Below are 20,878 nucleotides of genomic sequence, written 5' to 3'. Positions count from 1 at the left end.
TGGCCAGGTTGAGCGACACCCAAAGAGGAATTGCCCAAGGAGGCCCAAGATGGATCTTTATTTCTCGCCGCTCGCCTGTTCGATGGCGACCCGCGTCGCGCTGTATGAAGCCGGCGCCGAAGCGAATTATCTCGAAGTCGATCCGCCGACCAAGACAGTGCTGAACGACGGCACCGACTTCCGCACGGTCAACCCGATCGGGCTCGTGCCAACGCTGCGCACCGACGAGGGCGTGGTGCTGACCGAGAACGCCGCGATCCTGCAATATGTCGCGGATCGGTTCCCGCAATCCGGCCTCGGTGCGGCCCAGGGTATCGATCGCACCCGGCTGCATCAATGGCTCTGCTTCATCGGCACCGAGCTGCACAAGGGCCTGTTCATCCCCCTGCTCGACCGCAAGGCGCCGCAGGAAACCAAGGCCTATGCGCTGGAGAAGAACCTGTCGCGGCTCGACTATCTCGAGAACTACCTGAAGGGGCGCGACTTCCTGCTCGACCATTTCAGCGTGGCGGATGCCTATCTCGTCACGGTCATCAACTGGACCATGGCGACCCCGCCGATCGAGCTCGCCAAATGGCCGAACGTGAAGGCGTACCACGACCGCCTGCGCCAGCGGCCGTCGGTCGCGAAGGCGATCGCCGAAGAGTTCGAGCTGTACAAGGCCGAGCAGGCGCGGAAGAAAGCGGCGGCCTAAGCCAAAGCGAGATATTCATAACGACGTCGTCCTGGCCAAACCGGGACGGCGTCGTTCGTTCGGCAATTCAGCTACCTCGGCGCTTGCAGCACGATCCCATAGCGACCGTAGATCCGATCGATCGTGCCGTCGTTGCGCAGCCGTTCCAGCGCTCCGTCGATCGCCTCGCGCAACGCATCATCCGGGCGGACCATGCCGACGGCGACATTCCAGTTGAGATCGGCCACGCCCTCGTCGCGATCCAGAATCCGGAGTGCCTTGTCAGGATGCGTCAGATTGAAGTAGCCCGCCGCGGTGGGCGTGACCGCAGCCGCATCGATCTCCTTGTTTGATACGGCGTCGAGGCTGTCGGTCTCGAAGCCGAAGATCGATATGGGCACGTGCCGCTGACCGATGATCATGGCGGCGACAGAGCCGACCTGCACCCCCACCTTGGTATGCTCGCCGAGGCTCTTGAACGATGTGAGCGCGCTGGATGACGGCACCGCGAGCGCGACGCCCGTGCGATAGTACGGTTTCGAGATCCTCAAGCGGGTCTCGCCTTGCGCTTCGCGATCGGCGATGACATCCAGAAGAATGTCACAATTGGCGCTGCGCATTTGGTACTGCGTGATGATCCAGTCGAGCCGTAGCGAGACACCGAGCTCGCGTGCCAGCACCTGTCCCAACTCGACCTGAAAGCCGGATGGATCGCCGCCCTTGCGCGCAAAAGGAAGCGAGTTGGGATGCGCGCAGAGTCCGAGCGCGCCACTCGCGCGGATCGCCTCCAGGGTTCGCGCCTGCGCCGGTCCGGACAGCCCGATGGCGGCACCGACGATAATCAGAACAATTGCCTTCATGCCGCGTCTCATCTGGATGGATCAGGTCCCGGCGGGTCAGCCCTCGCGCGGCTTCAAGGCGCGGATATATTTGACGATCTGGTCGATCTGCGCGTCACTGAAGCTCTCGCCGAATGCCGGCATCGCACCTTGCTTGCCGATCTTGATACGGTTGTGCAGAAATTCGTCGTCTCGTTGCGAATTCATCAGTTGCGGTCCCCTGCCAGCAGCTCGGCCGCCGTCGGAGTGGCAAAAGCCGCAGGTGCCTGCGAACAACTGCTCGACGTCCAGTGACCCGTTGTCCGGCGCCGGCGTGGCAGATTGAGCTCGAGCCACCACAACGCACAGCAACGAAGCGCCCAGCACCGCCGGAAGCGACTTCAAATGCAGTTTCAACACGTCCGCTCCATTCCTGAATCACGCCCGCCGCTGCAATCGACCGAGGAGCGGGTTTGCCACCCGCTCCTCGGCAGATCGTTTGAGACAGACTATTTCAAGCTGAAGACGACGAGGGCGCCGTCGTCACGCGGCATGCTCTTGTAGACGCCGCCGAAGTTTGGCGCATATTCGTCCGCCAGCATGCCGCCGAAGCCGGCCGCCACGGCGATATATTGCTTGCCGCCGACGGAGTAGCTGACGATACCGCCCTGGTGGCCGGTGCCGTTGTTGTGCTTCCACAACTCGGCCCCGGTTTCGGCATCGTAGGCGTGAAGGATGCCACGGGAGTCGGGTACGAACACAAGATTACCCCCGGTCGACAAAACGCTCCCAAGCGGCGGCTCGGGAAAGCGAACCTCCCATTTTTTCGCGCCCGTTATCGGGTCGCGCGCGTCGAGATGTCCGTAGATCTCGCCGCTCGGAGGCGGCACCATCTTGAAGTCGGCGCCGATGTTGAGCTGGACCTGGGGCGCGGTGACCGGCGTCGTCTTCTGAATATCCAGCGTCATGCACCATTCCTGGCCGATCTTGTAATAAAGACCGGTCTTCGGGTTGTACGAGCCGGCATTCCAGCTGATGCCGCCGCCAATGAAGGGACACAGCGGTACTTCAGTGACTTTCCCGACAGGGAAATCGCGACGGCCGATCAGCGCGCCCGTCTTGGGATCGATATCCTTGACGAAGTTGATGTTCTCAACCAGCCGCCAGACGTTCTTCACGCCAAGATTACGGTCGTAGACGAAGACGAAGCCGCCCTTGTTCGGATGAACCACGTATTTCTGGCCATCGCGCTCAAGCATCACGAACTCGCCGACGGCGCTGTCGAAGTCCCAGGCGTCGTGAGGCAGTTCCTGATGGTAGGATTTCAGCTTTCCGGTATCGATATCGAGAGCGATGACCGAACTCGTATAGAGATTGTCGCCGGGACGCGCACCTTGCGTCTTGTAATCAGCGCCCGACCAATCGTAGAGCGGCGCCGGGTTCGCGGTGCCCCACAGGACGGAGTTGGTCTCGGAGTCGTAGGTGCCCGGCATCCAGCCGCCGCCACCGCCCGTGCGCCAGGAATCGTTGCCCCAGGTCTTCATGGCCTCGTCGGTGCCCGCGACCGTCAGAAACTCCCACTTCTTCTTGCCGGTGGTGGCATCGACGGCGAAGATCGGGCCGCGACCTGGCCATTCACCCCCCTGCGAGCCGATGATGACGCTTCCCTTCGCGTAAAGCGGCGCGCCGGTGAAGCCGACCGTGAGCTTCTGCGAGTCGATCAGCCTGGTTTCCCAGAGAACCTTTCCCGACTTCGCATCGAGCCCGAACAAACGACCATCCATCGTACCGACGAAGACCTTGCCTTCACCAAGGGCTACACCGCGGTTGTAGGGCGAGTGGGTCTGTCGGCTGATGAGCGCCTCATCGAGTTCCGGAAAGAACGACCAGATGACCTCGCCGGTCGCGCCGTTCAGCGCAAAGACCCGGCTGTACGAACCCGAATAATAGAGCACGCCGTCGGCCACGAGCGGCATTGACTGCAGGCCGCGCGTCGATCGTCCGGGAATGTGCGTCCAGGCTACGCCCAGATTGCCGATGTTGCTCGCATTGATCTGCGCGAGCGGGCTGTAGTGATGGGATTTGTATGAACCATGATAGGTGAGCCAATCGTTCTGACCGGCGTTCTCGATCCGGGCAGTATCCACGGATTGGGCCAACGCCGCCGACGCCGCAAGTGTCGCGCCGACAACAAGAGGTAGACCAGAATTACACCAACGCTTCTTCATCCGTTCCTCCCGCTTTTGTGTTTTGTTGAACTCGTGTCTCGCAGACGCTGCGAGGGATGTTTGCAGCTCGCTAAGTGTCGGTTCTTCTCCATCGCATATGAGCTGCCAACAGCTCTCGATCTCTCTCGGCGGACATCGCCAAAAGGAGCTACGTTTCCTGGACTGGTTGCTGTTGCACTCCTGCTCGCTCTCACAGAGTACGCCGGATGAGGGAGGGCGCAAAGATGGAATGCGCGAGCGGCGCGAATTTAACGCGCAGCACGAATTCGAAACGTCAGCTGCGCTGACCGTTTCGTCTTGGCCGCAGATCTCGGACTCAAAAATCGCAGCGCCCACGGAGAAGCTTCATCGCGTGATCATTTGGACGGGGGCGGCGTCAATCTCTTTTGAGCAATTCAAGAACGGCCATCATGCCGGAGCGATATACAAAGCCTTGCTCAAAGCGCGACGCCGCGCCATACAAGTGCCGCGATACGCGACCATTGAATACAAGCAATAATTGATCCACCGACCGCCCTCTCCTACCGCGATTTTGCTCTGAAGACCGAATGGCCCCGCGGCCGGCGGCCTGGGCGCGAAGCAGGGCCAAGCTGGAATAAGAAGAATGCCCGTTTCTTTGCGAATTGTTCGTTCGACGAAACGTGCCGGGCTTGTTGCGCTCGCCCTCACCGCACTCGCGCAAGTCGCGCACGCCGCCGACAAGCCGCCGCTCGCTCCCGATCCGCCGGCGCCGCTCGCCGCGACCTCGCGAGTGTCCGCAACCATCGAGTTCGGTCTTCCCGCGCTCGCCAAGGCGATCGAGCAGGATATCCCCAAGCGGCTTGCCACCATCGACGAGCGCGTCAACTGCGTGCACCGCCGCGTACTGATGTTCCGTGTCAACGCCAATTGCGACGTGTTTGGCTTCGTCAATCGCACCAGCGGCGTCTCGCTCTATGGCCGCGGCGACCGAGTCTATGGTGCAGTCTCGATCTACGGCGCGGCCGAAGGCCAGGGCGCCAACCGCTTCACCGCGCGCATCCGCGGCCAGACCGAAGCGCGCGCGACGATCGAGGCCGAGGCACGGCCCGCGCTGCGCAAGGACTGGTCGCTCGACCTGAATTTCAGCGACTCCTTCCACTGGAGCGAAGCACCTTATTTGCATGTGCTCGGCCGCGAGGTCGATCTTGCGCCCTACGTCGAGCCGCGCATCCGCACGCAGCTCGCGCGCGTGCGATCACGTGCCCTGGCCGCAGCAAGGAAACTCAATCTGCGCGACAAGGCGGCCGCTGCCTGGACGCATGCGTTCGAACCGATGAAGCTCGCCGACGAGCCGCCGGTGTGGCTGCAAGTGACGCCGCAAGCTGCCGCATTTGCCGGCGTGCGGGCCAACGACAAGGTGTTGTCCGGCTCGCTCGAACTCTCCGGCAGCGCCGTGACGTCGATTGGGCAGCAGGGTACGAGCGTCACCCCGACATCGCTGCCGCCGCTTGGCACCGACGTGACCACGCCGGGAACGTTCGACGTCATCCTTCCGGTCCGGCTCGGCTATGACGCGATCAAGGACAAGATCAGCCAGGCGATCGCCGCGCTGCCGGCGCAAGACAGCGCGTTGCGCGAGGTTCAGGTCTATCCGTCGGCGGGCAAGCTTGTGATCGGCCTGCGTCTTGCGAAGACGTCGGACAGCGACCCCAATGCAGGCCAATGGAGCTATCTCTCCGGCGCACTGAAGGTGGACGATACCAGCAAGAGCGTCGCGCTTGCCGATCTCGATCTCGCCGCGCAGGACGGAGAGGCAAACCCCGGCTTGCAGTCGATCGTCGCGCAATTGAAGCAGGCCGTGAACATTGACTATGGCGTCTCCTACCAGAACCTGCTGATGGCGGCGAACCAGCGGCTGACGCGTCCGCTCAAGGACGGCTTCCGTATGGAAGGCAAGCTCTCCTCGGTGCAGTTCGACAAGGCCTTGCTGCTTGCCGACGGGATCACACTCGCGTTGCGCGCGAGCGGCGAGCTGAAAATCCTGTACGGGATGTGATCGTGCGCTGGAGCGGATCGCAAATGCTTGTCGCCGCCCGCGCTCTGATGGCCGCACTCGTCATGTTCGCCGCCGGCATCGTGACTGCCCACGCGCAATCGGCATTTTACGACGCACCGGCATCGCTTGCGGACGGACCGCCTGGCAGTCTGGTGCGGCAAGAGCCAATGGATGGCGCGCCGCTCGGCGCATCGGCCTTTCGCGTGCTCTATCGCTCGACCGGATTGAAGGGCGAGCCCATTCTCGTCTCGGGCGTCGTCATCGTGCCGCAAGGACCGCCGCCACCGGGCGGCCGCTCGATCGTCGCCTGGGCGCATCCGACCTCGGGCATCGTGCCGCGCTGCGCGCCGTCGCTCGCGATCTTCCTGTTCCAGCAGATCCAGGGACTGCGCTCGATGGTGGCGCGTGGCTACATCGTCGCGGCGACCGACTATCCCGGGCTCGGCACGCCGGGTCCGCATCCTTATCTCGTCGGCGAGAGCGAGGGCCGCGCCGTGCTCGACATCGTGCGCGTCGCGCGCGATCTGCCGGGCGCCGGCGGGGCCAAGAATTTTGCCTTGTGGGGACACTCGCAGGGCGGACAGGCTGTGCTGTTTGCCGGGCAGCTGGCGCCGACCTATGCGCCCGATCTCCATCTGCTCGGCGTTGCCGCTGCGGCGCCCGCGACGGATCTCGCCACGCTGATGAGCGACGACATCAACTCAGTCGGCGGCAAGAACATCACAGCGATGACGCTGTGGTCATGGCATCGCGTCTACGACGCCGCGCTCGACGGTGTCGTCGATCCGCGCGCACTTCCGGCGATCGACCGGCTGGCGCGCGAATGCATCGAAGGTCCCTTCGATATCTTCATCCGGCAGCGGACCGAGCGGCCGCTCCAGAAATATTTTCTGACCGTGCCGGATCCGACCAAGCGCGAGCCCTGGCGCTCGCTGCTGGAGAAGAACAGCGCCGCCACGTTGCCCGCCGGCATGCCAGTGTTCCTCGCTCAAGGGACTGTCGACCAGATCATCCGGCCCGCGGTGACGCGCGCCTATATGGGCCGGCTGTGCAAGGCGGGCAGCCCCGTGAAAATGGTCACCCTTCCCAACATCGGACACGGCCGCGCCGCGCAGGCGAGCACGATGGCCGCTGTGAACTGGATGACCGACCGCTTTACCGGGAAGCCGGCGCCGAACGACTGCGGCGGGTAATCGCCGCAGTCGTTGCCGGAGCGTTAGCTACCCATAAACGGCAACAGCGTTGTCAGCCGACACGAGACCGCTCTCAACGTCATCCTTGATCGCTGCACGATCGCGCTCCTTGGGGTCGCCGATACCGGCGCCGCCCGGGGTCATCACCAGCAGCCGGTCATCCGGTGGAATGGTCTGAAAGCCCTTGCCACGCATCTTCTGGCCGGACTTCAATCCGACATAGCCGGCCTCGCCGTTCTTGCCGCCGTCGCGACCGCGCGGCGGATGATCGATGCGATCGAATGCAGCGAGGATGTCGAAGGGCGCATCGATGCCGCTGCCGACCTCGATGATCTGGCCGAGGCCGCCGCGGGTGCGCCCTGCCCCGCCGGAATCCGGGCGCAGCTCCTTGCGCCAGAAGATCAGCGGCGTCTGCGTCTCCGCGATCTCGACCGGCGTGCCGCGCACACCACTCGGATAGGCGGTGGCCGACAGCCCGTCCTTCGCAAAGCGCGCGCCGGTACCGCCATTCGAAGTCACCGCCATCGAGAACCCGTAATTGCCGCCGGCACCTGAGCGGGTCTGTCCGCGGACGTTGAGATTCCACAGGCAGGAGGTGCCTTCCGCCGGCACGCGCTCCGGAATGATCTGGCGCAGGCAGCCGAACACCACGTCCGGCAGCATCTGTCCGACGATATGACGCGACGCCACGGGCGCCGGCTTCGGCGCATTCAGGATCGCGCCCGCGGGAGCCGACACCGTCAGCGGCGAGAGCGAGCCGGCATTGTTCGGGATCTGCGAGGCGACGACGCAGCCGAGGCCGAACACGGTGTAGGCCGTGGTGTAGGACAGGGGCACGTTGATGCCGAACTTCGAAGCGGCCGAGGTGCCGTCGAAATCGACATGGATGCCCGTCTCGGAGATCGTCAGCGTCGCGGCGAGCGTCACCGGCGCATCGTAACCATCCACGACCATGCTGTTGCGCCAGCTGCCCTTCGGCAGCTTTGCGATCTCGGCCAGCACGGCCTCACGCGAGCGATCGCAGATATAGTCGCCGAGCTCGTCGAGCGTGTCGATCTCGAACTCGGTCATCATCTCGACCAGACGTTCGCAGCCGACGTCGTTGCACCCGGCCAGGGAATAGGTGTCGCCCTCGGTATCGATCGGGAGCCGCGTGTTGGTGCGGATCATCGCCATCAGCGTCTCGTTGACGACGCCCTGGTCGATCAGCTTGAGCATGGGGATGTAGAGCCCCTCCATGAACACGTCGGTGGCATCAGGGCCGAAGCCGATGCCGCCGATGTCCATGAGGTGGCTGGTGCAGGAAAACAGCGCGACCGGCTTGCCGTCCTTGAAGCAGGGCGTGGTGACGACGAAGTCGTTGAGATGACCTGTGCCCATCCAGGGATCGTTGGTGATGTAGGCGTCGCCTTCCTCCATCGTCTCGATCGGGAAATGCGCAATGAAGTGCTTGACCGATTCCGCCATCGAGTTGACGTGGCCGGGCGTGCCGGTCACCGCCTGCGCCAGCATCCGTCCCCTGAGGTCGAACACGCCGGCAGAGAGGTCGCCGCATTCGCGCACGATCGGGCTGAAGGCGGTGCGGAGCAGCACCTGCGCCTGCTCCTCGACCACAGCGATCAGCCGGTGCCACATGATCTGGAGGTCGATCAGGCTCGCGCCATTTGCCTTGCTCATGGTCAGGCCGCCTTTCGTTCCATGACGATGCTGCCGGCACCGTCGATATGGGCGTCAAAACTGTTGGAGACGAAGGTGGACGTTTCGTCCTCGGCGATCACGGCGGGACCCGCAATGGTCGCGCCCGGTGCCATGTCCTCGCGGCGATAGAGCGGGATCTCGATCACTTCCCCCGCGCGTCCGTCGAAGAATTTGCGGCTGCCCGAGGCCTTGCCGGCGGGCTTGCGCGCAACGGAAGCGACGACGGAAGGATTGTGCGCATCGGTGGTCGCGAGCACCGACCAGCTCAGGACCTCGATCGCGGCGCCCGGGATCGGCCGCTCGAACATCGCCGAATAGTCGGCCTCGAACTTCTGGCGCAGGCCGGCGAGATCGGCCGATGTCAGCCGCCGGTTCGGCAGCTCGACCGAGATCTCGTGGCCCTGTCCGACATAGCGCATGAAGGCCGCGCGGCGTTCGCGCACCGGCGCACCGGCCGCGCCCGGCTCCACCAGCGCGCGCGCTTCAGTCACCATCTCCTGGAGCAGCTCCGAGACCCCCTCCGTGTCGAAATCATCAAGGCGGACATGGCGGCTGCGCACCAGCTCATAGGCAATGGGAGCAGCCAGGAAGCCGACGGCCGAGCCGACGCCGGCATTCGAGGGCACGATGACCCGCGAGACGCCGATCTTCTCGGCGACACGCGCCGCATGCAGCGGCGCGGCGCCACCGAAGGCGATCAGCGTGTGCTGGCCGACGATCTCGCCGCGCTCGACCGCATGCACGCGCGCCGCGCTCGCCATGTTCTCGCAGACGACCTCGTGCACGGCATAAGCCGCAGTTTCCGCCGACAGGCCGAGCGGCTCGCCGACGGCGCGCAACAGCGCCGCCTTCGAAAGCTCCGGGCTGAGCTTGATCGTGCCACCCGCAAAGGCATCAGGATCGATCATACCGAGCGCAACGTCCGCGTCCGTCACGGCCGGACGCTGGCCGCCGCGGCCGTAGCAGGCAGGTCCCGGCTCCGACGAGGCGCTCTCGGGACCGACGGTGACGCGCTTCATCGCATCGACATGCGCGATCGAGCCGCCGCCGGCGCCGATCTCGACCATCTCGATCACGGGGATGCGCACCGGCAGGCCGGAGCCCTTCAGGAAGCGTGCCGCGCGATCGACCTCGAACACGCGCGAGGTCTCGGGCTGGTATTTTTCGATCAGGCAGATTTTTGCGGTCGTGCCGCCCATGTCGAAGGACAGCACCTTGCTCTCGCCGAGCCGCGCTGCGATCTGCGCCGCGAAGATCGCGCCGCCGGCGGGACCGGATTCGACGAGGCGCACCGGAAAGCGCCGCGCCGTCTCGATCGAGGTGACGCCGCCGCCGGAGGTGACGAGATAGATCGCGCCGCGGAACTGCTCGACCTGCAAGGCATCCGCCATGCGGGCGAGATAGCCGTCGATCAGGGGTTGCACATAGGCGTTGGCGACCGCGGTCGACGTGCGCTCGTATTCGCGGATCTCCGGACACACCGCAGAGGACACGGTCACGGAGATGCCGGGCATCTCCTCGCTGAGGATCGCGGCCGTGCGGCGCTCGTGCTCGGGATTGGCGTAGGAGTGCAGGAAGGCGATCGCAACGCTCTCGACGTTCAGCGCGCGCAATTTTGGCGCGAGTGCACGCACTGCCGCCTCGTCCAGCGGGAGGCGAACGGCGCCGTGTGCGTCGATCCGCTCCGGCACGGTGAAGCGGAGCGACCGCGGCGCCAGCGGCCTCGGCTTGTCGATGCTGAGATCGTACTGGTCATAGCGGCTCTCGGTGCCGATATCGAGCACGTCGCGAAAGCCGTCGGTCGCAATCAGCGCGGTCTTGGCGCCGCGGCGCTCGATGATCGCATTGGTCGCGAGCGTCGTGCCGTGAATGAAGACGTCGATGTCGCTCATATGCGCGCGCGCGTCAGTGAGAATGAGACGCATGCCATCCAGCACCGCCTGCTCGGGCCGCTGCGGCGTCGTCAGCACCTTGCGCGTCTTGCGATCCTGCCCCACGTCCAGCACGATGTCGGTGAACGTGCCACCGATATCAACGGCAAGCCGCACCTCGGCTCCCTCAAGCATTCCAAATTCTCCGTGCTGATCGACAAACTGTGCGAAAACCGCAGCAATTTTCATACCAGCGACAACGCCCGGGGTGAAGCGTCCGAGCCGTTTTGCGTGGCACCTATGCGGTAGAAGGGTGCGGCCCACGCGCTCAGAGCAGGAATGCAAGCGCCGCCTCGCAGCGCTCCTCGACCTTGAGCGTGAGGAGATCGTCGGCGCGGGTGCGTCCGAGATTGACCGCGGCGATCGGGATCTGCCGGTTCGCGGCAGCCTGCACGAAGCGGAATCCGGAATAGACCATCAGCGAGGAGCCGACGATCAGCATGGCGTCGGCCTGCGCCAGATGATCCTGCGCGGTGGCGACCACATCGCGCGGGACGTTCTCGCCGAAGAACACGACGTCGGGCTTGAGGATGCCGCCGCAGGCTTCGCAGGCGGGCACCTTGAACGAGGAAAAATCCGCATGCTCGAGATCGGCGTCACCATCAGGCGCATCGGCGGCGTCGAGCGTCAGCCATTCCGCATTGGCACGGCCGAGCCTATCCTGGAATTCGTTGCGCGGGGTCTTCGCTCCGCAGCCCATGCAGCGCACCAGATCGAGCCGGCCATGCAGGTCGATCACCTGCCGGTGGCCGGCGGATTGATGCAACCGGTCGACGTTCTGGGTCAGCAGCATCTCGCAGCGCCCGCTCGCCTCGAGACGGGCGAGCGCATGATGCGCATCGTTCGGCCTCGCCTGGCCGAACCGCCGCCAGCCGATCAGGCTGCGCGCCCAATAGCGCTGACGCGTAGGCTCTTCCGACATGAAGGCCTGAAAATTGACCGGCTGGGTCCGCTTCCAGTTGCCGTGGCTGTCGCGATAATCGGGAATGCCCGAATTGGTGCTGCAGCCGGCGCCGGTCAGCACGAACAAACGTTCGTGCCGGCCGACGAAATCTTCGAGCGAACGGTTTGCCTGTGGAGGGTTTGCCATGGCGCAGATGTAGTTCACGCCGTGTCGTTTTGCCAGATCACTCCCGCGCCAGCAGCTCGAAGCCGGCGATCAGTTTTTGGCCTGCGTCAGCCCGAGCAGGTCGGCCAGAGCCTCCACGCCTCCCATCTTCATGACGGGGCACATTGGCAAACCAGTGACCGCTACCGGGCGGCGTTCCAATCGGATCAGGCGCGCCGGTGAAATGCCGGCGGCAACGGCTCGCGCACCAGTTCGCTGAGATTCAAGGTCTCCCCGCTTTCCGCGATGTCCGAGAACAACACCTCGACAAACGGATGCTGACGGTTGAACGCGGTGCCCCGCTGGTATTTGGCGCTCACGATGCGCTCAAGCGCGGCAAAGTTCCGTTTCCCAAGCGCGCTGTATTGCTTCCGGAACAAACTCTGACGTCCGCCACTGTGCTCGATCGATTCGGCCCAAACGTCCATCACCTTGCGACTGACGAACGCCTCGACTTCTCTCGTGCCTTCCTGGGCAAGAAGCCGCAGACCGTCCATGGCATGCGGCTGTTCATCGATACGGAATTTTGTCAGTGCCATCTGGATCCTCCTGTTGTTTGCGTCCATATGCTTCGCGAACCGCGCCTCTCGCTCAGCCCCTGAACATGTCAGATCTTGGCGGGATCGGCGTCGTGCCTATGCTTGTGAAGAAACCGGGCAATCTGCCCACGGAGCGCCGCCGTATCCAGCAATGTCCCAACCGATCCGGCGGTATCGAAGATCTCCCGCTGGAGCGTCGTCGGCAATGAATTCCATTGCATGATGACGGCCGCACCGAGACAGCGCAAAACGCGCTCTTCCTCCGCCGCGAGGGCTGCGCCGCGCAGTCGCTCCGTCCCCCCGGCATTGACTGCATCCACGTATTGGTCCGCGAGCATCTGCTCGTTGTCCGCGCGCGATGTGTGGCTATCCTGCAGTTGTTCGAATTTGCGCGTATCGGCTTTGCCGGGCGAATTCCTCGCCAGTTCGCCATACGCGGCCGCTTTTGCACGATACTGCAGAAATTTAAACATGCGGGCTCCTTCAACAGCGATCCTTCGCCGCCGAGAAATACGTGAGGATTTCAGCGGCATTTCCGAGAATCGCTGCCCGGCGCATTGCCACCGTGCGCTTGTCTCCCGACGGCATCTTGCGGGCAAGGTCGAGGGCGTTGATCGCCCTGGCGCTCAACTCGCAAGCCAAAGAGGCCGGGATCGATTCTGACGAGCTGCTCGCTTGAGCCGATGGCGAAGGCACGCCAAGACCGGCTACCATTGTATGAGCATCGCTGCGGCGATCAACACCACGAAGAAAACCGGTAGCAAGACCGGAGGTACGAGCCACTCGCGAAGGCTGAATCTAGGGGAATCCGACATACTGACCGCCTGTTGGTTCTGGCGGGAGCGCAATGCTCTCAGTCACCGATGACAGCCGAGGGGCGCGCGGTGATAAACTGTATCTAGTGATCCCTTCGCCGAATAGCGAGGCTTATCAAGAAACTATTTGTCGCGATCGGCATTGAATCGGATTGCTGCCCTGTTGCCAAATCTTCATTTGAGAGAGGCGCAACCGGCGCGTCTTCGTCTGGACGGAACGTCCGTGTTCCTGACGTACGCGGGTCGAGCGTCGGCCACCCGGCGAGCTCCGACTCAAACGGCGAAAAGGCCGGCGCGCGGCACCTGCAACCTGATCGGCCTGAACCATGATCGACTTTCCAAATCACAGCCGCTCGTATGATCGGACGCGGCATGCCGTGCGGTTCTGGGGACACGACAGCGCCATCGAGGCCTCGTTCTTCATCGACGAAGACGCATTGAAGCGGATTCAACCGGGCACCCGTTCCAGCGAATCGGGATTTCTGATCGCGTTCGATTCCAACCGCGACTTGATATGTGCGGCCGCGGCCAGGAAGTATGTCCGCGGCAGCCGGGGCTCCTACGACCTGCTCGCAGCAGATTTTTGAAGCGTTCGGCATGGGATGATGAGTTCGTGGTTTCGGTCGTGAATCCACGTTTCTAGCTCGCCCAGTTCTCGCGAAACTCGGGGAACAGCGTCAGGCCTCCGCAGGCGTAAATGGTCTGGCCCGTAATGTAACTGGCGTCATCCGAGGCGAGGAAGGCGAACACGGCGGCGATCTCTTCCGGGGTGCCGACCCGTCCCAGCGGAATGTGGCTGGTGACGACGCCGCGCTTGGCGGGATCACCCGTCCAGGCCGCGTTGATCGGCGTGTCGATCGCACCGGGGCCGACCGCATTGACGCGAATGCCGCGGCCGGCGAATTCCAGCGCCAGCGTGCGTGTCAGATTGGCGATGCCGCCCTTGCTGATCGAGTAAGCGAGATAGCCGGGCTTCGGAATGATCTGGTGGACGCTGGAGCAATTGATAATGCTGCCGCCTCCGCCGCGCGCGACGAAGTGCGCGAGCGCCTTCTGCGCGCAGAGCACGGCGCCGTTGAGATTGACGTCGATGATGCGGCGGTAGGTGTCGATGTCGAGCTCCTCGCTCGGCGACTCCCGCTGGAAGCCGGCATTGTTGACGAGGCAGTCGAGCCGCTTCCAGCGCGAAAGCACTGTCTCGAACATCGCGGCGACTTCCTGCTCATTGCTGACATCGGCCCTGACGACGACATGATCGAGCTTGCCGTGGCCGCGGTCAGCCGATCCTGTCCTTGCGAGCGCGAGCGTCTCCTCGGCCCTCTCGGGGTGATCGACATAGTTGATGGCGACGGTCGCGCCCTCCTGCGCGAGCCGAATGGCGATGGCGCGGCCGATGCCTTGCGAGGCACCGGTCACCAGCGCGTATTGGCCGACGAGGCGGGAGGAAAACGGGGTCGAGCGATCGGTCTGCGGCATGAACTTTCTCCGGGGATGCTTCATCATGGACGGAACCGGCGTTTTGTTCCATCCCGCTTGCGCATCGCAGGGATTCACCCGGCGCGGCGCGCGAGCGGCGAGGTCAGGATCTGGTAGAGAATGATGGCGCCGAAGGTCGCCGTGCCGATCCCGCCGATCGTAAACGCGCCGAATTTGAACGTGAGGTCGCCGGCGCCCGCGGTCAGCGCCACGGCGACGGTGATCAGGTTCGCAGGATTGGCGAAATCCACCTTGTTCTCGACCCAGATCCGTCCGGCCATCGCGGCGATCAATCCGAACAGCACGATCGAGAGGCCGCCGATGACGGGGCCGGGAATCGACAGGATCAGTGCGCCGAACTTCGGCGAGAAGCCGAGCAGGATCGAGACCGTGGCCGCGAATGCAAACAACAGTGTCGAATAGACCTTCGTCGCCGCCATGACGCCGATGTTCTCGGCATAGGTGGTGACGCCGGTGCCGCCGCCGCAGGCCGCCACGATGGTCGCGAGGCTGTCGGCGAACAGGGCGCGGCCGAGATAGCCATCGAGGCTCCGGCCCGTCATCGCGCCGACGGCCTTGATGTGACCGAGGTTCTCGGCGACGAGGATGACCGCAACCGGCGCGATCAGAAAGATTGCATCGGCCTGGAAGGTCGGCGTGGTAAAGCTTGGCATGCCCAACCACGGCGCGGCCGCGAGCTGCGCGAAGTCGATCGGCTTGCCGAAGCCGAGGCCGTTTGCGAACAGCAGGTACAGGAGATATCCGCCGATCGCACCGAGGATGATCGGCAGGCGGCGCCACAGGCCTGGAGCGGCAACGGCCACCACGCCGATGATCAGAACCGTCGCGAGCCCGATCCAGGTGTCGAACGCGTTGACGCTCACCGCCTTGACCGCCACGGGCGCGAGATTGAGGCCGATCGCGGCGACCACGGCCCCGGTGACGGCCGGCGGCATCAGGCGCTCGACCCAGCCAACGCCGGACCACATCACGATCAGCGCGATCACGCCGTAGAGCACGCCGGCGCCAACGATGCCGCCGAGCGCGACGGAGAGATTTGGATTCGGCCCCTGCCCGGCATAGCCGGTGGCGGCGATGACGACGGCGATGAACGCGAAGCTCGAGCCGAGATAGCTCGGCACGCGCCCGGCGACGATGACGAAGAAGATCAGCGTGCCGATGCCGGAGAACAGGACCGCAACATTGGGATCGAACCCCATCAGCAACGGCGCGATGATCGTCGAGCCCGACATCGCTACGCAATGCTGGAGACCGGAGACGACGGTCTGGCCCCATGACAGCCGTTCCTCCGGCATGATCACGCCCGAGGCCTTGAATTTCCAGCGCGGAAAATAGCTCTGCGGCTGCTCGTCCGAGCCCATCGTGGTTGTCATATTCCCCCCGTTGCGGTGCAGCGACCGATCTTCGTGCGATCCGACAAAAATGTGATTGTCGCTTCTGCGGCGACCATCACATGATGCGAGTCATGCAAGATTCAAAGCTTGCAAAATCCAGATCATGCAGAATCAAAAATCAATGCGTTCCGGGGCACACACTATGACACAAGTCGCGATCCAGCCAGCCGTCCATCGCCGGCATCAACCCTGGTACAAGATCCTCTACATCCAGGTCCTGATCGCGATCGCACTCGGGGTGCTCATCGGCTATTTCTATCCTGATCTCGGCAAGGAGCTGAAGCCGCTCGGCGACGGCTTCATCGCGCTGATCAAGATGATGATCGCGCCTGTGATCTTCTGCACCGTGGTGCACGGCATTTCCTCGATGGGCGACCTCAAGCGCGTCGGCCGGGTCGGGCTGAAGTCGCTGATCTATTTCGAGACGGTCTCGACCGTCGCGCTCGCCATCGGCCTGCTGGTCGGCGAGATTCTCCAGCCCGGGCACGGCTTCAACATCGATCCCGCCACGATCGACCCGAAATCGGTGGCGACCTACGTCACCAAGGCCAAGGAAGAGGGTATCGTCGCCCATCTGATGGCGATCATTCCCGACAGCTATGTGGGCGCGATCGCGCGCGGCGACCTGCTTCAGGTGCTGCTGATCTCGATCCTGTCGGGCTTCGCCATCGCCTTCCTCGGCAAGGCCGGCGAGCCGATCGCGGAGGCGATCGACAAGGCCGCGAAAATGTTCTTCGGCATCATCCGCATCATCGTGCGCGTCGCGCCGATCGGCGCGTTCGGCGCGATGGCGTTCACCGTCGGCGCCTACGGCCTCGGCTCGCTGCTCAACCTCGCGGCCCTGATCGGCACGTTCTATCTCACCAGCATCCTGTTCGTGTTGATCGTGCTGGGCTCGATCGCGCGGCTCTCCGGCTTCTCGATCCTGCGCTTCATCGCCTACATCAAGGACGAACTCTTGATCGTGCTCGGCACCTCCTCGTCGGAAACGGTGCTGCCGCAGATGATCCAGAAGATGGAGCATCTCGGCGCCTCGCGCTCGGTGGTCGGCCTCGTCATTCCGACCGGCTACAGCTTCAACCTCGACGGCACCAACATCTACATGACGCTGGCGACGCTGTTCCTGGCGCAGGCGACCAACACCCATCTGACGATCTGGCAGGAGCTCGGCATTCTCGGCATCGCCATGATCACCTCGAAGGGCGCCTCGGGCGTGACCGGCGCCGGGTTCATCACGCTTGCCGCGACGCTCTCGATCGTTCCCGACATCCCGATCCAGTCGATCGCGATCCTGGTCGGGATCGACAAGTTCATGAGCGAGTGCCGCGCGCTGACCAACCTGATCGGCAACGGTATCGCCTGCGTCGTCATCAGCATCTCCGAAGGCGAGCTCGATCGCGAGGCTCTGCACGAGACCATGGCTCATCCGCTGGAGATGGGCGAGGCGCTCGAACCGGGCGGCAGCGCGGCCTCGTAGGCCGCGCCACGCAGCCCCGCTGGGGGCAGGGCGTCGGGTTCTTGTTGTCGGGCCTTAGAGAGCAGTGTTGGCGACCAGCTCGACCCTGCGCGTGATATCGATCGCCTGCAGGAACGCCTCGTCGTGACTGACCACGAGCAGCGCGCCGTCATAGGCCCTCAAGCCTGCCTCGATGGCTTCGATGGACTCGATGTCGAGATGATTGGTCGGCTCGTCCAGGATGAGCAGGGACGGCGGCGCCGCCCCGCCTAGAACGCAGGCGAGGCCCGCACGAAACAGCTGTCCGCCACTCAGGCTCCCCACGATCTGCGCGGCGGCATCGGCGCGAAACGCGAACCGGGCCAGGGCAGCATGGCACTCGTTCGCGCTCGCTTTCGGATTGAGACGCCCGAAATTGTCCAGGATGGAGATCGCGGGATCGAGCAGGCTGACCTTCTGGTCGAACAGCGCGAAGTCCGGCCTGACCCGCACGGTGCCCGCGAACGGGCGCAACTCGCCTGTGACGAGCTTGAGCAACGTTGTCTTGCCGGAACCATTCGGCCCGACGACCCCGACGCGCTCCGGGCCGACGAGCGTGAGTGAGAGATCGCGCAGGACCGGCTGCTCCGGCTGATAGCCGGCGTTGACGCGATCGAGCCATACCACCTCCCTGCCCGCCGGCAGGCCGGTCGGGGGCAGCTTGACCGACAGCGGCTGGCGAATCTCGACGCGGCGGCGAGCCGTGTCGACAGCCTCGATCGCCTCCGCGCGCCGCCGCTCGGCGATCTGCGCGGTCTTTCCGCCGCTGTCCTCGCTGCGGTCCTTGCGTGCACCGGCGAGAATGCGCGGCATGTCGCCCTTGGCGCGCTTCTTCCTGCCGCCGCTGTCCTTGCGCGCCTTGCGTTCCGCTGCCTCCTGCGCCTTGCCGTCGATCTCGGCGAGATGCTTCTCGGCATGCGCAAGGTCGTGCCTGACGGCAGCGAGCTCGATGGCCTTCTGCTCGCGGTAACTGCTCCAATTGCCGCCGTACCGTCTTGCCCCGAGCGATGTCATCTCGACGATGGCATCCATGGTCTCGAGCAGGTCGCGGTCGTGACTGACGACGATCGCCCCGCCCCGCCAGCCTGCGAGCAGATCGACCACTGACTTACGTCCATCCCGATCGAGATTGTTGGTGGGCTCATCGAGCAGCAGGAAGTCCGGCTCGGCGAAGACCAGCGCGGCCAGACGGATCCGCGTGACCTGCCCGCCCGACAAACGATCCAGCTCCGTGTCGGTATCAGGATCGAACCCGACACGCGCGAGCGCGGACGCAAGCCGCGCTTCGAGCGTCCAGTCGACGTCGGTGACTTCGTCGGCGAATGCATCGCCCCGCTCGGCACGGCGAAGCAGCTCCAGCGCTGCGCGCGCGCCGAACAGATCGATCACCGCGGCGCCCGCAGGAAGCTGGACGTCCTGGCGGAGCATTCCCACGGTTCCGCTCACGAGAACGCGTCCCGCTTGGGGAATGTGCTCTCCGGTGATCGCAGCAAGCAGCGTTGTCTTGCCGACGCCGTTGCGGCCGACGAGACCAGCCCGTTCGGCACCAAATGTCAGGTTGAGGTCGGAAAGGAGAGGACGGCCGTCAGGCGTGGACAGCGAGAGGTTCGACAGAATAATCGATGCAGGCATGGAATTCCCCGTGAGCAAGGCGGATGGGCGTTGCGGTCGGGGTGAAATCCATGGATGCGAAACTCCTGATTGATGTCTCGCTGATAATCCCGTCGGGCGCCGAGATCAAGGTGCATTCCGTGCGACGCGTCCGGGCCGATCAGCAAAGCATCACGAAGCTGTTGATGGACGCTGCATGGGGCATGCGGTAAGGGGCAAAAAACAACGTGTCTCAACCAAGAGGCCATCTCTTGAGCGGCAAGCCGAATAGCCCCCTCGCCCAACTGCTTGAGCAAGCCTTTCTGGCGCTACGTGCAAAGCAGTTCGACATTGCAAGGCAGCTTGCGACCGAAGCCCTGAAATCAAATCGCACCGACCGGAATGCCGTGCTGATCCTCGCCCATGCCCTGCTCGGCCAGGAGCGTGCGGAGGAAGCGATTGCGCCGCTGGAGAAAGCCGCGAAGCGCAATAGCGATCCCGAAATCGAGACGCTGCTCGGCCATGTGCTGTGTGCCGCGCGGCGCAGAAGCGATGGACTGGCGCAACTGCGGCGAACCACAGCGCGCCGTCCGCCCTATCTGCCCGCGTTCCAGGAGCTGGCGGGCCAGCTTGCGAACGCCGGCGAGGTTGGCGAGGCGGTCGGGATGATCGAGCAAGCCCTCGCGCTCGCCCCGGCCAGCGTCGATCTGCAACTCGACCTTGGCCGCATGCATGTCCGGAATAACAATCGCGCCAAAGCGCGTACCGTGCTGACCGCGGCGCGCGCGATCGGGCCGGGACGCACCGATATCCTGACCGAACTTGCCTGGGCCGAGCTTCTCGACGGCGCTTATGCCGAGGCCGCCGACACCTACCGTCACGCGCTCGGGCTTCGCCCGGACGACGCTCTCTCCCGCGCCAATCTCGCGATCTGCCTGATGGAGATGGGCGAACGCGATGGCGGCGAGGCGGCGCTGCGGTCCGTGTATGGCGGACGGCCGCAGATGCTCAGCCGCGCCGCCCTCACACTCGCCGCCTCGTCGCACGGCCGCTTCTTCTTCCGCCCGAGCGCCGCGGCGAAATTCCTGGGAGCCAGGCCCGAGCGGGCTACGCCCTGAATTTCCGCCGGTACAGACCCGGCTCGCGCTTCAGCGCGGCGCGCAGGGCGTGGACCTTCTGCGCTTCATCCTCGGTGAAGGCCGAGGTCTGCCGCGTCCAATCCTCACGCTTGACCGGAATGCATTGCGCGATCGGTGTGCCCTTGGGCAGCACGCCGCGAAAGCCCGTATTGTGCCAATGCGCCGGAAAGTGGATCCAGCTGTCGCGATAGCGATCGCAATCGACGAGGCCGCTCAGCGTGATGAACGGCAGGTCGAAGCGATTGACCGGATGGGTGAAGAACAGCGAATAGCCTTCCGGCGCCTCGATGGTCCAGAGATTGTGAAACTTGATGACGAAGCGATCGGCCTCGAACAGCGGCGAGCCGGTGAGCTGGCCCTGATCGTGAAAGCTGATCGGCGAGCGCGGAAAATCGATCTCACCGCCGGGCGGGATGTCGTTGTCCCAGCTGATCTCGCCATCCTCGACCCTGATATCGCAGATTAGCGGGATCAGGAAACCGCATGTCATCGCGTCGATGAACGGCGGGCAGCGCTTGACCGTCTCGTCATCCTGCTGATTGAGGGCACTGAAGGCCGTGGTCGGCATCGCCTTGAGCCAGTCGGGAACGCCGAGATTCGCCGGCACCGGCTGCGGCAGCAGGCCTTCGAGTTCTCCGGGGCAGCGAAATTTGATCGCGAGCTTGTTGTTATTGTTCTGCGAGGACATTGGGCATTCCAGCCGAGTCCCCTACTGATAAACGGAAACTGCGGCGCGTCAAAGC

General features: G+C 64.1%; 21 protein-coding genes. 7 read left to right on the top strand and 14 right to left on the bottom strand.

The window, feature by feature from the left end; genetic code table 11:
* Positions 1-49 precede the first annotated feature (49 nt).
* Positions 50-694: a glutathione binding-like protein gene (locus AB7531_RS06645; protein ID WP_063981077.1), complete on the top strand. Its 645-nt coding sequence runs from the start codon at positions 50-52 to the stop codon at positions 692-694.
* A 71-nt stretch (positions 695-765) separates the two neighbouring features.
* Here the strand turns inward: AB7531_RS06645 and AB7531_RS06640 are convergent, their stop codons facing one another.
* From AB7531_RS06640 to AB7531_RS06625, 4 genes are all read right to left on the bottom strand, one after another.
* Positions 766-1,533: a substrate-binding periplasmic protein gene (locus tag AB7531_RS06640; RefSeq protein ID WP_063981076.1), complete on the bottom strand. Its 768-nt coding sequence runs from the start codon at positions 1,531-1,533 to the stop codon at positions 766-768.
* Between the two features lie 36 nt (positions 1,534-1,569).
* Complete coding sequence (locus AB7531_RS06635; RefSeq protein WP_135214749.1) at positions 1,570-1,911, bottom strand: c-type cytochrome; 342 nt, start codon at positions 1,909-1,911, stop codon at positions 1,570-1,572.
* A gap of 89 nt (positions 1,912-2,000) precedes the next feature.
* Positions 2,001-3,719 (bottom strand): pyrroloquinoline quinone-dependent dehydrogenase, encoded by a 1,719-nt coding sequence (locus tag AB7531_RS06630; RefSeq protein WP_063981075.1) that lies wholly within the window; start codon positions 3,717-3,719, stop codon positions 2,001-2,003.
* 376 nt (positions 3,720-4,095) lie between these two features.
* On the bottom strand, positions 4,096-4,227 hold the full coding sequence (locus AB7531_RS06625) for a hypothetical protein (protein WP_256376460.1): 132 nt from the start codon (positions 4,225-4,227) through the stop codon (positions 4,096-4,098).
* Between the two features lie 96 nt (positions 4,228-4,323).
* Between AB7531_RS06625 and AB7531_RS06620 the strand changes: the two genes are divergently transcribed.
* Both AB7531_RS06620 and AB7531_RS06615 read left to right on the top strand, forming a co-directional pair.
* Complete coding sequence (locus AB7531_RS06620; RefSeq protein ID WP_063981073.1) at positions 4,324-5,736, top strand: DUF4403 family protein; 1,413 nt, start codon at positions 4,324-4,326, stop codon at positions 5,734-5,736.
* A gap of 23 nt (positions 5,737-5,759) precedes the next feature.
* Positions 5,760-6,929, top strand: coding sequence for an alpha/beta fold hydrolase (locus tag AB7531_RS06615; RefSeq protein ID WP_063981072.1), 1,170 nt, complete (start codon positions 5,760-5,762; stop codon positions 6,927-6,929).
* A 27-nt stretch (positions 6,930-6,956) separates the two neighbouring features.
* Here AB7531_RS06615 and AB7531_RS06610 read toward each other — a convergent pair whose 3' ends face one another.
* The 6 genes from AB7531_RS06610 to AB7531_RS06585 form a co-directional block, all read right to left on the bottom strand.
* Complete coding sequence (locus AB7531_RS06610; RefSeq protein WP_063981071.1) at positions 6,957-8,606, bottom strand: hydantoinase B/oxoprolinase family protein; 1,650 nt, start codon at positions 8,604-8,606, stop codon at positions 6,957-6,959.
* A gap of 2 nt (positions 8,607-8,608) precedes the next feature.
* Positions 8,609-10,693 (bottom strand): hydantoinase/oxoprolinase family protein, encoded by a 2,085-nt coding sequence (locus AB7531_RS06605; RefSeq protein WP_063981070.1) that lies wholly within the window; start codon positions 10,691-10,693, stop codon positions 8,609-8,611.
* A gap of 133 nt (positions 10,694-10,826) precedes the next feature.
* Positions 10,827-11,648 carry an NAD-dependent protein deacetylase gene (locus AB7531_RS06600; protein ID WP_028151461.1) on the bottom strand — a complete coding sequence of 274 codons (822 nt, stop codon included), beginning with the start codon at positions 11,646-11,648 and terminating at the stop codon, positions 10,827-10,829.
* Positions 11,649-11,833: 185 nt separating this feature from the next.
* Positions 11,834-12,205, bottom strand: a complete 372-nt coding sequence (locus AB7531_RS06595; protein ID WP_187387922.1) for a signal transduction histidine kinase — start codon at positions 12,203-12,205, stop codon at positions 11,834-11,836.
* Between the two features lie 68 nt (positions 12,206-12,273).
* Positions 12,274-12,678: a hypothetical protein gene (locus AB7531_RS06590; RefSeq protein ID WP_063981068.1), complete on the bottom strand. Its 405-nt coding sequence runs from the start codon at positions 12,676-12,678 to the stop codon at positions 12,274-12,276.
* 10 nt (positions 12,679-12,688) lie between these two features.
* Positions 12,689-12,919, bottom strand: coding sequence for a hypothetical protein (locus AB7531_RS06585; protein WP_084794963.1), 231 nt, complete (start codon positions 12,917-12,919; stop codon positions 12,689-12,691).
* 427 nt (positions 12,920-13,346) lie between these two features.
* On the opposite strand from AB7531_RS06585, the gene AB7531_RS06580 reads away from it, so the two are divergent.
* Positions 13,347-13,607 carry a DUF1488 domain-containing protein gene (locus AB7531_RS06580; RefSeq protein ID WP_063981067.1) on the top strand — a complete coding sequence of 87 codons (261 nt, stop codon included), beginning with the start codon at positions 13,347-13,349 and terminating at the stop codon, positions 13,605-13,607.
* Between the two features lie 52 nt (positions 13,608-13,659).
* On the opposite strand, the gene AB7531_RS06575 is transcribed toward AB7531_RS06580, so the two are convergent.
* Both AB7531_RS06575 and AB7531_RS06570 read right to left on the bottom strand, forming a co-directional pair.
* On the bottom strand, positions 13,660-14,496 hold the full coding sequence (locus AB7531_RS06575) for an SDR family oxidoreductase (protein ID WP_063986088.1): 837 nt from the start codon (positions 14,494-14,496) through the stop codon (positions 13,660-13,662).
* A 74-nt stretch (positions 14,497-14,570) separates the two neighbouring features.
* The gene (locus AB7531_RS06570) at positions 14,571-15,890 is read right to left on the bottom strand and encodes a solute carrier family 23 protein (protein ID WP_063981066.1); all 1,320 of its coding nucleotides are present in this window, start codon (positions 15,888-15,890) and stop codon (positions 14,571-14,573) included.
* A gap of 163 nt (positions 15,891-16,053) precedes the next feature.
* On the opposite strand from AB7531_RS06570, the gene AB7531_RS06565 reads away from it, so the two are divergent.
* Complete coding sequence (locus AB7531_RS06565; protein WP_071909716.1) at positions 16,054-17,388, top strand: dicarboxylate/amino acid:cation symporter; 1,335 nt, start codon at positions 16,054-16,056, stop codon at positions 17,386-17,388.
* Between the two features lie 54 nt (positions 17,389-17,442).
* On the opposite strand, the gene AB7531_RS06560 is transcribed toward AB7531_RS06565, so the two are convergent.
* Complete coding sequence (locus tag AB7531_RS06560; RefSeq protein WP_063981064.1) at positions 17,443-19,038, bottom strand: ABC-F family ATP-binding cassette domain-containing protein; 1,596 nt, start codon at positions 19,036-19,038, stop codon at positions 17,443-17,445.
* A 23-nt stretch (positions 19,039-19,061) separates the two neighbouring features.
* Here AB7531_RS06560 and AB7531_RS06555 point away from each other — a divergent pair, with 23 nt between their 5' ends.
* Positions 19,062-19,229 carry a hypothetical protein gene (locus AB7531_RS06555; RefSeq protein WP_187387921.1) on the top strand — a complete coding sequence of 56 codons (168 nt, stop codon included), beginning with the start codon at positions 19,062-19,064 and terminating at the stop codon, positions 19,227-19,229.
* Between the two features lie 39 nt (positions 19,230-19,268).
* Positions 19,269-20,114, top strand: a complete 846-nt coding sequence (locus AB7531_RS06550; RefSeq protein WP_441279917.1) for a tetratricopeptide repeat protein — start codon at positions 19,269-19,271, stop codon at positions 20,112-20,114.
* On the opposite strand, the gene AB7531_RS06545 is transcribed toward AB7531_RS06550, so the two are convergent.
* On the bottom strand, positions 20,104-20,823 hold the full coding sequence (locus tag AB7531_RS06545) for a hypothetical protein (RefSeq protein ID WP_063981063.1): 720 nt from the start codon (positions 20,821-20,823) through the stop codon (positions 20,104-20,106). The genes AB7531_RS06550 and AB7531_RS06545 overlap by 11 nt on opposite strands.
* Between the last annotated feature and the right edge of the window lie 55 nt (positions 20,824-20,878).

Source organism: Bradyrhizobium sp. 63_E2_N1_3, assembly GCF_052076005.1.
GTDB classification, from domain to species: Bacteria; Pseudomonadota; Alphaproteobacteria; order Rhizobiales; family Xanthobacteraceae; genus Bradyrhizobium; species Bradyrhizobium barranii.
Note: the sequence above shows the minus strand (reverse complement) of the source record. Positions and strands in the feature narration are given on the sequence as shown.